The 11,937-nt window shown below is 46.5% G+C and carries 12 protein-coding genes; 8 read left to right on the top strand and 4 right to left on the bottom strand.

Annotated features, from left to right (window positions below; genetic code table 11):
• Positions 1 to 159 precede the first annotated feature (159 nt).
• The 4 genes from Q365_RS0116395 to phaC all read left to right on the top strand — a co-directional run bounded on the left by Q365_RS0116395 (position 160) and on the right by phaC (position 4,445).
• Positions 160 to 900, top strand: coding sequence for an SDR family oxidoreductase (locus Q365_RS0116395; protein ID WP_028024371.1), 741 nt, complete (start codon positions 160 to 162; stop codon positions 898 to 900).
• Positions 901 to 949: 49 nt separating this feature from the next.
• Complete coding sequence (locus Q365_RS0116400) at positions 950 to 2,161, top strand: acetyl-CoA C-acetyltransferase (RefSeq protein WP_028024372.1); 1,212 nt, start codon at positions 950 to 952, stop codon at positions 2,159 to 2,161.
• Between the two features lie 51 nt (positions 2,162 to 2,212).
• Complete coding sequence (locus Q365_RS0116405) at positions 2,213 to 2,560, top strand: phasin family protein (RefSeq protein WP_028024373.1); 348 nt, start codon at positions 2,213 to 2,215, stop codon at positions 2,558 to 2,560.
• A gap of 64 nt (positions 2,561 to 2,624) precedes the next feature.
• Complete coding sequence (gene phaC / locus Q365_RS0116410; protein ID WP_028024374.1) at positions 2,625 to 4,445, top strand: class I poly(R)-hydroxyalkanoic acid synthase; 1,821 nt, start codon at positions 2,625 to 2,627, stop codon at positions 4,443 to 4,445.
• Between the two features lie 91 nt (positions 4,446 to 4,536).
• Here phaC and tcdA read toward each other — a convergent pair whose 3' ends face one another.
• Together tcdA and Q365_RS0116420 are read right to left on the bottom strand one after the other, a co-directional pair.
• Positions 4,537 to 5,349, bottom strand: coding sequence for a tRNA cyclic N6-threonylcarbamoyladenosine(37) synthase TcdA (tcdA, locus tag Q365_RS0116415; RefSeq protein WP_028024375.1), 813 nt, complete (start codon positions 5,347 to 5,349; stop codon positions 4,537 to 4,539).
• Positions 5,350 to 5,432: 83 nt separating this feature from the next.
• On the bottom strand, positions 5,433 to 6,344 hold the full coding sequence (locus tag Q365_RS0116420; RefSeq protein WP_028024376.1) for a LysR family transcriptional regulator: 912 nt from the start codon (positions 6,342 to 6,344) through the stop codon (positions 5,433 to 5,435).
• Positions 6,345 to 6,481: 137 nt separating this feature from the next.
• Here Q365_RS0116420 and Q365_RS0116425 point away from each other — a divergent pair, with 137 nt between their 5' ends.
• The 3 genes from Q365_RS0116425 (at position 6,482) to Q365_RS0116435 (ending at position 9,749) form a co-directional block, all read left to right on the top strand.
• Positions 6,482 to 7,801, top strand: coding sequence for an aspartate aminotransferase family protein (locus Q365_RS0116425; protein ID WP_028024377.1), 1,320 nt, complete (start codon positions 6,482 to 6,484; stop codon positions 7,799 to 7,801).
• Positions 7,802 to 7,823: 22 nt separating this feature from the next.
• Positions 7,824 to 8,657 carry a BKACE family enzyme gene (locus tag Q365_RS0116430; RefSeq protein ID WP_028024378.1) on the top strand — a complete coding sequence of 278 codons (834 nt, stop codon included), beginning with the start codon at positions 7,824 to 7,826 and terminating at the stop codon, positions 8,655 to 8,657.
• 123 nt (positions 8,658 to 8,780) lie between these two features.
• Entirely contained in the window at positions 8,781 to 9,749 is a 969-nt protein-coding gene (locus Q365_RS0116435; protein ID WP_028024379.1) for a TAXI family TRAP transporter solute-binding subunit, read from the top strand.
• Between the two features lie 96 nt (positions 9,750 to 9,845).
• Here the strand turns inward: Q365_RS0116435 and mltA are convergent, their stop codons facing one another.
• Positions 9,846 to 10,937, bottom strand: coding sequence for a murein transglycosylase A (mltA, locus tag Q365_RS0116440; RefSeq protein WP_028024380.1), 1,092 nt, complete (start codon positions 10,935 to 10,937; stop codon positions 9,846 to 9,848).
• Positions 10,938 to 11,164: 227 nt separating this feature from the next.
• On the opposite strand from mltA, the gene Q365_RS0116445 reads away from it, so the two are divergent.
• Entirely contained in the window at positions 11,165 to 11,386 is a 222-nt protein-coding gene (locus Q365_RS0116445) for a hypothetical protein (protein ID WP_028024381.1), read from the top strand.
• 57 nt (positions 11,387 to 11,443) lie between these two features.
• On the opposite strand, the gene Q365_RS0116450 is transcribed toward Q365_RS0116445, so the two are convergent.
• Entirely contained in the window at positions 11,444 to 11,791 is a 348-nt protein-coding gene (locus Q365_RS0116450) for a DUF2850 domain-containing protein (protein ID WP_028024382.1), read from the bottom strand.
• Positions 11,792 to 11,937 lie beyond the last annotated feature (146 nt).

The following is an 11,937-nucleotide window of genomic DNA, read 5'->3' on the forward strand; positions in this document are numbered from 1 at the left end:
TAATAATAAATTAATGTTCTACCGAGACTAGTTGAGTTTCCCTAGCCTCAACCCTTACGCGCTAATACTAAAAAATTAACGGTGCCTGTATTTTTGGACTTCCAAATGCAGTTACAGGGGTCATATTTAAATTGCTTGTTGTTAAGAATGGAGTCACCAATGAAGAAACTCGCGCTAATCACCGGTTCAAAAGGTGGTATCGGCTCAGCGATCACAGAGAAACTAGTAGGTGAGGGTTATCGTGTGATTGCCACTTACTTCACGGGAAATCTACAATGTGCCGAGCAATGGTTTGACGAGAAAAAATTCTCTTCTGATCAAGTGCGCCTTTTCGAATTAGACGTTACAAACACTGCCGAATGCGCAGAACGTCTTCCTACCCTTTTGTCAGAAGAAGGGACTATCGATGTTGTTGTAAACAACGCGGGTATCACTCGTGATGGTCTTTTCAAGAAAATGGCTGCGGAAAACTGGCAGTCAGTTATCGACACTAACCTGAACAGCCTGTTCAATGTTACTCAACCTCTTTTTGCTGCCATGTGCGAAAAAGGCGGTTGTCGCGTCGTCAACATCTCCTCGGTTAACGGACTGAAAGGTCAATTTGGTCAAACCAACTACTCTGCTGCCAAAGCAGGCATGATTGGTTTCACCAAAGCGTTAGCAATGGAAGGTGCGCGTTATGGCGTAACGGCAAACGTTGTCGCTCCTGGTTACACAGCAACCCCAATGGTAGAAGCGATGCGCGAAGAAGTGCTGGAATCTATCAAAAGTGAGATTCCGATGAAGCGTCTGGCTCGCCCAGAAGAAATCGCGGAAGCAGTCGCGTATCTTGCAAGTGATGCAGGTGCGTATATCACTGGGGAAACACTGTCCGTCAACGGCGGCTTGTACATGCACTAAGTCTTGTTCATCAAGACGAGCTACGTGTAAAAAAAAGGAAAGAGTTAACATGGAAAAAGTGTATATCGTTGCCGCCAAACGCACGGCGATTGGCGCATTCACAGGTTCACTAAAAGATACTGCCGCAGGTCAACTAGCAGCCGTCGCTATCAAAGGCGCGCTAGAAGCTGGCAATGTTGCACCTGATGCCGTCAATGAAGTCATCCTTGGTAATGTTGTTAGTGCAGGCCAAGGCATGGGCATCGGTCGTCAAGCAGCTATCTTTGCAGGCTTACCTGAAACCGTACCTGCGTATGCTATCAACATGGTATGTGGCAGTGGCATGAAAGCGGTAATGGACGCGGTTGCTCACATCCGCTGCGGTGATGCAGATGTTGTTGTTGCTGCTGGTGTTGAAAACATGTCTCAAATCCCATTCGCTGCATCAGGCTCTCTGCGCGGCGGCCAAAAAATGGGTGATATCGGTTTGAAAGACCTTTTGATCAACGATGGTCTTACCGATGTTTACAACCGATTCCACATGGGCGTAACCGCTGAAAACGTTGCTGAACTTGTCGGTTTAAGCCGCGAGCAGCAAGACGCTTACGCTCAACAAAGCCAACAGAAAGCCGTCGCTGCGATTGAAGCGGGTCGATTCAAAGATGAAATCGTTCCTGTTGAAGTGAAGCAACGTCGCCAAACTGTTTCTTTTGATACTGATGAATACCCTAAAGCAGACTGCACTCAAGAAGGTCTGGGCAAGTTGCGCCCAGCATTTAACCGTGAAGGTTCTGTTACTGCAGGTAACGCGTCAGGTCTGAACGATGGTGCTAGTGCCGTTATCGTCGCTTCTGAAGCTGCGGTCAAACGTCATGGTCTAACGCCATTGGCAGAAATTACCAGCTACGCGCAAGTTGGGTTAGATCCAAAAATTATGGGCTTAGGCCCAGTGGGTGCTGTAACCGAAGCTCTGAAAAAAGCAGAGCTATCGATTTCCGATATGGATCTGTTTGAACTCAACGAAGCCTTTGCCGCTCAGGCTCTAGGTGTGGTTCACCAACTGGCTGACACACACAACATCAGCCCTGATGCCATTTTGGAAAAGGCAAATGTTAATGGTGGCGCAATTGCGTTGGGTCACCCGCTAGGTGCATCAGGTAACCGTATTTTGGTTTCATTGATTCACGAGTTAGAAAAACGCGAAGGCACATACGGTGTGGCTTCACTCTGTATCGGTGGCGGCATGGGAACGGCAGTTGTCGTGAAGCGTGCCAATAGCTAAGTCGATTAAGTTACCCCCTTGGATCTAATTAATATACTCAGGAGAAACACCATGTACACAGATATGTTTAAAGCATTCTCAGAGCAAACTGAAAAAACAATGGCACCTTACGTTAAGTTCAACAAACTGGTTGCTAAAAACGTTGAAACACTCACTGAGCTTCAACTTAGCGCAGTAAAAACTTACAGCGAAATGGGCCTAGCTCAAGTTAAAGCAGCAAGCGGCGTTACTGATGTAACTTCTCTAACTGCATTTGGCGGCCAGCAAGTTGCTGCACTGACGAAACTGTCTCAGCAAATGATGGACGACAGCAACAAGCTGCAATCTCTTGCTAAAGAGTTCAAAGATGACCTTGAGCAACTAACTGCTGAAAATGTAAAAGCCGTTACTCCAGCTTAAATAAGGTCACCAACCCGCCTTCTTCTCTTGAAGGCGGGTTGTTTCCGATCAAGAGGGTTTACACATGTATCAGAACTTCTTCTCGGACTACCTTGAAAAACTCCAAGATAGCAACCAGCAATGGTGGAAGGATCTCGAGCAAGGCAAGGCAGCCACAAACACCCCCTTAAATAAAGCGATGCAAGAGCAGAGTATGGAAGATACCGCTAAGCTTCTTGAGGGCGCTTCAAGCCAACCTGCCGCGATGCTGCAAATTCAAATGCAGTGGTGGGAAAAACAAATGGAAATCTGGCAAAACGTGGCGCTTGCCGCTAACAAAGCCAATGTTGTCGCTCCAGAAAAAGACGACAAACGATTCCAAGATGAAAGCTGGCAAGATGAGATGTTTTATAACTTCATCAAACAATCTTACCTACTTTTTGGCCGCACATATTTAGAAACCATCAACGCCGTTGAAGGCTTGGACGAAAAAGCCAAAGAACGTTTGACGTTCTTTTCTCGCCAAGCAATCAATGCCATGTCACCTAGCAACTTTGTGGGAACAAACCCAGAGCTACTAAAACTCACCTTGGAACAAAATGGTGAGAACTTAGTGAAAGGTCTTCAACAATTACAAGAAGACTTAGAATCTAGCTCAGACATTCTCAAAGTTAGAATGACCAACAACAATGCGTTCCGCATTGGTGAGGATGTGGCAAACACACCTGGCGATGTTGTTTATAAAAATGAACTTTTTGAACTGATCCAGTACCGTCCTACAACAGAAAAAGTCAATGCGACACCACTGTTGATCGTTCCGCCGTTTATCAACAAATACTACATTTTGGATCTTCGTGAGAAGAATTCCATGATGCGCTGGCTTGTCGAGCAAGGCCACACGGTATTCATGATGTCTTGGCGTAATCCTGGCATTGAGCAGCGTGATGTCGAGTTTGGTGATTATGTCACTGAAGGCGTGGTGAAAGCCGTTAGCGCCATCGAAGACATTACCGGTCAATCACAAATTAATGCTGCAGGTTATTGTATTGGCGGCACAGTGCTGGCTTCAACCATTGCCTACTATGCTGCTAAGCGAATGAAAGCACGTATTAAATCTGCGTCTTTCTTTACTACCCTGCTTGATTTCGCACAGCCGGGCGAAGTAGGCGCTTACGTTAACGAAAATCTAGTTAGCGCAATTGAACTACAAAACAATGCTCGCGGATACATGGACGGACGCTCATTGAGCGTGACATTCAGTTTACTTCGCGAAAACAGCCTGTACTGGAATTACTATGTCGACAATTACCTCAAGGGCAACAGCCCTGTCGATTTTGACCTCCTTTACTGGAACAGTGATAGCACGAACGTTGCCGCGGCAACGCACAACTTCATGCTACGCGAGCTATATCTGAAGAACCGTTTGGTTGAAGATAAAGGCGTTAAAGTGGGTGGCGTGTGGATTGATTTGAACAAAATCAAAATCCCTACCTACTTTATCTCTGCTAAAGAAGACCATATTGCTCTATGGCAAGGCACCTACCGTGGTGCGCTCAACGTCAGTGGCAATAAAACCTTCGTGCTTGGTGAATCAGGCCACATCGCTGGTATTGTGAACCACCCTGCGAAAGGTAAGTATGGTTACTGGGTTAATGATGAACTGAGCGAATCTGCCGATGAGTGGTTTGACTCTGCTCAGCACAACACAGGTTCTTGGTGGTCACATTGGGATAAGTGGCTGGAAGCATACAGCCCGAAAGAGAAGGTTGAGCCTTACAAAGCTGGATCTGACAACTTCCCTGTTTTGACGGTAGCGCCTGGCGACTACGTTAAACAAGTGCTGCCTATTGCTGTTAAAAGCGAATCTGAAGAAACATCAGAAGCACCGTCTAAAGCTGAAGCATAGTTCTGCATTACCATTCAGATCAAAAAAGGCCACGTTGTGGCCTTTTTTTTGATTTCGAGTCAGCATAGTTTCGCTGGAATCATACTTACTGCTATGACTTAGCTGACGCGTTAGCCGTTAACTTCGCAATAATGCGTGATACCGCGACAAAACCAAAAGTAGCTGTGACCATGGTGGCAGCGCCAAAGCCGCTCGCACAATCCATTCGTTTTGGCCCTTCTGCGCTTGCTTTCGTTTCACACACACTACCATCTGGCTGAGGGTACTTGAGCTGTTCGGTAGAGAACACACAATCAATGCCAAACTTGCGACCTTGGGTCTTGGTGAAATTATGGAAACGACGCAGGTTATTTCGCAATTTCGCAGCCAAAGGGTCTTGAATGGTTTTCGTTAGGTCCGCAACTTGAATCTGTGTTGGGTCGATCTGACCACCAGCACCACCCACAGTGATGATTTTTATCTTGTTGCGCTTACAGTATGCAATCAAGGCTGTTTTAGGCTTGATGCTATCAATTGCATCTAACACGTAGTCAAAGTCTTTGGTGATGTACTCAGGAATGTTGTCTTCCGAGATGAAATCATCAATCAGGTTAATCTGACAATCCGGGTTGATCGCACGCACTCGATCCGCCATGACTTCAATCTTGCTTTGACCAATCGTTCCAGCCATTGCATGGATTTGACGGTTCACGTTCGTCACGCAAATGTCATCCATATCAATCAACGTCAATGCGCCCACACCACTGCGTGCCAATGCTTCTGCCGCCCAAGAACCAACACCACCAATGCCAATCACACAGACGTGAGCTTGCCTTAATATCTCAAGCTCTGTCGCGCCGTATAAGCGACGTGTGCCGCCAAAGCGTTGTTGATAGCTTTCTGATGCTGGGGATGTTGTTGTCATACTAAATCGCTCAGTCTTTTGAGTGGTCATCATGGAGTGCGGTTTATACGCGTTTGCCGCGAAAATGTCCATTCTCTCAACGTTTATCGGCGCAGGGAAGGGTTGCATCTTGGTCTTATTACTTCACGTTTCAACCAGTCAATTACTTGTTTGACGGGTCCTAACCTTCGTTTATAACCATGGCTAAACAAAAAATAACCGTATGCGCTGTCAAAACGCAATGCCAGAGGGTTACTTATCACGTCGTTATCCAAATAATCATGAAGCAAAAAGTCGGGAATTAACGCCATCCCTTGTTCGTGCCTAACTGCTTCAAGCGCCATGTAGAAGTGTTCGAACCCTGTGCCATACGTCGGACCGCTCGGAGCCACGGCGTAATGGTGCCAAAACTGATTCCAGATCTGAGGTCGGGTAATGTGGCTAATTGAGGGTAATGAGAGCAACTCATCGATATGCGAAATTTCAGAAGGCACTTGGCTGGGATTCACCACCAAACGTAACCTTTCTCGAATGAGCAATTCCGCCTCTTCATCTTGGGTGGAAAGCGGCAAGCAATGAATTGCAATATCCCCTTGATAGTAATTTTGCGTGTCCGCCGTCACGCTCGCCTTAACACCCAATTCGATATTAGGATGCTGGGCACGAAAGGCGTTCAACCGAGGAATTAACCACATACTCGCCAATGAGGGCGGAACCGATATCTCCACGCGAGTTTTGGTTTCAGAAGATTGCATGATGGTGGATGTCGCATGCTGAAGGTTCTCCAATGCTTCAACCACCGAAGGTAGGTATCGACGCCCTGCTTCCGTCAATTCGACTTTCCCACCACTTCGTTCAAACAAGGCGCACCCCATGATTTCTTCCAAGTGAAGGATCTGCTTACTGATCGCACTCTGAGTCAGGTTTAGTCGCTTTCCAGCCATGGAAAAGCTCAGTGTCTGGGCCACCACCGTAAAGGTTCGTAGTGTTTTCATTGGTGGTATCGGCATGGACATCATTGTCACCTTTCACTTCTAGTATGAAATTTTGGAATACCCTTTGAATTTATATCGTTTGCTGTTCAATTTCCAACCCGCTAATACTGAAAGGAGAAGTTAACACATCGTCGACTACGCAGCGGATTGAATAAACAATGACACACATACTGCAACGCCATTGTCACTCTAAGCTTCCTTTAGTAACAGGAGGTGAAGGTGTATTTCTTATGGATAGCAACGGAAAACAATACCTTGATGGTTGCGGTGGCGCCGCAGTGTCATGTTTAGGGCATAGCCACCAAGGGGTCTTGGGAGCGATTCAAAAACAACTCGTTGCCATTCCATATGCGCATACGGGATTTTTTACCTCTTCGGTAGCCGAAGAACTCGCCGAACGATTGGCCGACAAAGCCCCAGGCGATCTCAATCATGTTTATCTGGTCAGCGGTGGCTCTGAAGCCGTTGAAGCCGCGCTGAAAATGGCTCGCCAATACTTCATTGAAAAAGGCGAAACGTCACGTACGCGCTTTATCGCAAGAAGACAAAGTTATCACGGCAATACCTTAGGGGCGCTAGGTGTAGGCGGAAACATGTGGCGTAAAGAGCCCTTCGCGCCATTGCTACAAAATGGTGAACTCATTGCACCTTGCTATGCCTATCGTGACAAGCGAGCAGATGAAAGTCACTTTGAATACGGGCAGCGTGTTGCGAATGAATTGGAAGAGCGATTACTCGCTGTTGGGCCTGAAACCGTCATTGCTTTTGTCGCCGAGCCTGTGGTCGGCGCGACTGCGGGCGCGTTAGTGGCGGAGAAAGGGTACTTTAAGCGTATCCGTGAGATATGCGATAAGTATGGCGTGCTGCTCATTCTTGATGAAGTGATGTGCGGCTGCGGCAGAACTGGAACTTATTTTGCTTACGAGCAAGAAGATATCGTGCCCGATCTCGTGACACTAGCCAAAGGATTGGCGGCGGGTTATCAGCCCATTGGCGCCGTGATGATCCGCGATAAAATTTACGATGCCATTTCACAAGGGACAGGTTACTTTCAGCATGGTCATACCTTTATGGCTCACCCTCTAGCATGTGCCGCAGCTTGCGCGACATTAGATGCGTTAGAGGCTGGCGCACTGGCAGAAGTGACAGAAAAGGGTCAATACTTAGTCAAACAGTTAAACAATGCGTTCGGCTCTCATCCATTTGTTGGCGACATTCGTGGACGCGGCCTATTCCTTGGGATTGAATTGGTGCAAGACAAAGCAAGTAAGCAACCATTCTCGCCCGACCGCCCGCTCCACCAGCAAATGAAGAAAACAGCCATGGAAAATGGACTCATGTGTTATCCCATGGGCGGCACATTGGATGGAGTAAATGGACACCACATACTGTTGGCACCACCATTCATCATTACTGACAATGAAATTGATGAACTCGTACGTCGACTCAGCGTCACCATGGGCCACGTATTTGCGTAATGTATTTGCATAAGGACTAGTCGTGCATTTAGGAAGAACCATTATTGTCGCGCCGAATGGCGCGCGACGAGGCAAGGATGAGCATGGACAGCTCCCTCTTACGATCGATGAAATGAGCGCATGTTTGACACAATGTGCCGATGCAGGTGCGGCAATGGCCCATATGCATGTTCGAGACGCGAAAGGTAACCACTCGCTTGACGTTGGATTAAACCGTGAATGGCTCACAGAGATTCGAGCACGCTTTGATTCTCGTTTAGTGATCCAGCAAACAACCGAAGCGGTTGGCCTGTACCAACCTGACGAGCAAATGGCGCTGGTCAGAGGCACTGAACCAGAAGCCGTATCACTCGCACTTCGAGAGCTTCGCCCGAATGCTAGCTTTGAAAAAGAGGCTAGTCGCTTCTTTTTCGAGCTCGCTGAGCGCAAAATCTATGTGCAATATATTTTGTATGATGCAGCAGATTTATCTTTATATTTTCAAATGCTTAATGACAACATTTTGCCAAACGTCGGTCATCACCTACTATTGGTACTAGGAAAGTACAAAAAAGGCATGTTGTCAGCACCGAGAGATTTACTCGATTTCGACATTAAACGCCTCTCTGATATGGGGATTTCATGGGCAACATGTGCTTTTGGTCACCATGAACATCAGTGCTTAAGTGCAGCCATGTCATTAGGTGCGGATGTTCGAGTGGGGTTTGAAAATAATCTAATGAATTTAATAGGACATCATGCGGAAAACAATGCAGAGCTTGTCCAACAAATTTCTGTTTTGTCTCAAAACATGGGTTTATATATCAACTCTGTAGAAGACCTAAGGAAAAATATCTTTTGTAGTTTTGATTCGTGAACTGTATCTCTTGCGATCGAATTTATAACTATTGGATAATTTCATCGCAAATAATATTACAGTTTAATAACAAGCGGATTCGCGCCGCGTTAGCAATCACATCGTAGACAAGGAAAATAAAGCATGAAAGCGTTAAAACCAACACTGGCCGCAATGAGCTTTGCTGCTGCTTTAACCGCCGTGCCTGCACAGGCTAATCAGTTTGTGACTATCGGTACTGGTGGTGTCACTGGTGTGTACTACCCAACTGGTGGTGCAATTTGTCGTTTAGTTAACAAGTCTAAGAAAGAGCACGGTATCCGCTGTTCAGTTGAATCAACGGGCGGCTCAATCTACAACATCAACACAATTCGCGCTGGCGAGCTAGACATGGGTATCGCCCAGTCTGATTGGCAGTTCCATGCATACAATGGTTCAAGCAAATTTAAAGACCAAGGCGCATACAAAGATCTACGTGCTGTCTTCTCTGTTCACCCAGAACCGTTCACCGTTGTTGCTCGTGCAGACGCAGGCATCAAAACGTTTGACGACCTTAAAGGTAAGCGCGTAAACATCGGTAACCCTGGTTCAGGTCAGCGCGGTACGATTGAAGTGCTGATGGATGGAATGGGTTGGACAATGGATGACTTTAAACAAGTCTCTGAGCTGAAAGCAGCAGAACAGTCTAAAGCACTGTGTGATAACAAAATCGACGCCATGGTTTACACCGTTGGCCACCCAAGTGGTGCGATTCAAGAAGCAACCACAGCGTGTGATAGCGTCGTGGTAGAAGTAAACAACACTGCGTCTCAGAAACTTGTTTCTGACAACGATTACTACCGTTCTGCAACCATTCCTGGTGGCATGTACCGTGGTAACGACGGCGACGTAAGCACTTTCGGTGTAGGCGCAACATTTGTTTCTTCATCAGAAGTACCAGACGAAGTGATCTACAACGTGGTTAAAGCTGTGTTTGAAAACTTTGATGACTTCCGTCGTCTACACCCAGCTTTCGCAAACCTGAAAAAAGAAGAAATGGTTTCTGACGGCCTGTCTGCACCACTTCACCCAGGCGCGGCGAAATACTACAAAGAAGCTGGCCTAATCAAGTAATTTGATAGCATTGCTTTGAACACAAAAAGGCGGGGTTGAACCCCGCCTTTTTCATGCCTGTCGAAAAGCAAATCACCAAGTTGAACCACTACGACGCTATTTAGACACCGCGTCAGAAACGCCTTCTTCAACGGGTTTAGTCAGCTTCCAGACTCGACCAAAATGCTTATGATGCCCGGCTTTAATGCCTGCCTCTTCACCCATACCATGGTAAAGATCAAGGTGGTTTTTCTTCACTGCGCCGCCGGTATCAAGCGCCATCAATAGCTTGAGCACATGTTGCCCATTCCAATTGCCTTCCTCATTAAGCTGAGGGATTTCGGCAAGCAACACACTGCCCATTGGCAGATACTCACGATCAGCAGCGACTGATGCGCCAGATAGCAATGGAATGCCAGCGGTTCCAGATACAGGTGCGGCTGCTTTCGGTGCAAAGAAAACATAAGATGGATTTTGGTTGAGAAGTTCAATCACTGTCGCTTCATCTTGCTGAGCCGCTACCCAGTCTTTAATCGCTTTCAACGACATCTTTTCTCTTGGCACTTCATCCCGTTCAATCAGTACCTTACCGATACTCACATACGGGTGGCCGTTTTTCCCACCGTAGGCAAAATACTCAAGCTGGTCATCGTCACCAAAATGGATAAAGCCACTGCCCTGCACTTCCATAATGAAATTGTCGATCAGTGACGCGCTATAACCCAACTCAAGCCCTAACCCTTCAAGCGCACCATTGTAGACTTCCTCACGCGTCGGGCATCGCTCGCCGCAAACAGGCATGGCATACACTGGGTACTTAAATACCGCATCAGGTTCATGGCGCATCTCAATCACGGGGGAGAAGTAGCCGGTAAACAGCACATTCCCGAAGCCATCGCCGCCGCCCATTTGCTCCAATTGAATGCCATAGTCAGTCAACGCCGTTGGCTCGCCACTTTCTTTAAGCCAAATTTTCACGCTGTCATATAACGGCTGATTCGGAGCAGATAACGACGGGGACAAGGTTTCCACTTTCTCTAATTGAGCGGGAAACAAGGTGTAATCTTTTGACTTGTCTGATGCAACCAACTCAATCGGATTGAGTACATCATTAAAACGCCCATCAACATACTGCTGCCCACGGTCAGTGGGACGAGCACATGCCGCCAAAAGTATAGATATGCCAACAACACACAGTGCGCGATTCACGGTTAATCCTGATAGATAAAACAATAAAAGGAGGGTGACAGAAGCAAGAATGTTCTGCAAATAAAACCCTAAAAACCCTTAATTTTGGAGGTATTTAGAATGCGATCGATCTCCAAAACCGCTCGCCTTGAAATATTTTGTCACATTAATGTCATCAAAATTGGTTTTAATCGTTCGTAATGAAAATGTCTTAAAAACTAAACATAAGATTCAAAAGGAAGTCATCAATGGAACTGAAGATTGGCCGCAAAACTCTGTTAGATATCGATTCAATTGAATATCAATGGATTCGAACACTCGCCAGCGACGGCAGCAGCAATGAAATGATCAATACCAGTATTCGTCGTTGCCTTGGGGGAAATGATGATGTTGCGGATCGCATTCGACAAGTGGCATTGGGGCAATCATCGGTGACAGAATTACTCCGCGTGCTACCAACCAACTTCTAAGCGTCTAACCTTTTCACGCTAAAACAAGCTTTAGACCTAGCCATTGCCACTGAAAAGTTAGCGCACCTTGGTAAAGGGAGTGCTGTAGTGATAAGGCTTTTCACGTTGAATGGTGTTAGCGTCTTCAACAACATAAAGATAGGTGTTATTGCCCACGGTATAAATCAGCTTGCGGCCTGTAAACTCATAATGGCTTGTTGTGCGTGCCCCTTTGATATAAATACCATCTCGGCGCACTTCAAAACGATCGGCTGCATAGGGAGCAACACCCTGTTCGATCCACTCACCGTAAATCACAGCGGGATCCGCCTTTTCGAAAATAGGAATATCGTTCGCGACCAAAAAACCTAGGGTTCCGGCAATCAACAAAATAAAGAGCGCGATTGCCTGTCCAAGAATACCCACAAATACCATCTCACCAATGAGAAAAAATGCTCAATTATTAACTATCATATTATAAAATCTCTCGAACTGCTGATAAAGGCAGACATCAATAGTTTGAAGCCGTATCACTTCACTTGCCAACTGCAGAATAATTAGTCACAATTACA

Source organism: Enterovibrio calviensis DSM 14347 (genome assembly GCF_000621165.1).
Taxonomy (GTDB): domain Bacteria; phylum Pseudomonadota; class Gammaproteobacteria; order Enterobacterales; family Vibrionaceae; genus Enterovibrio; species Enterovibrio calviensis.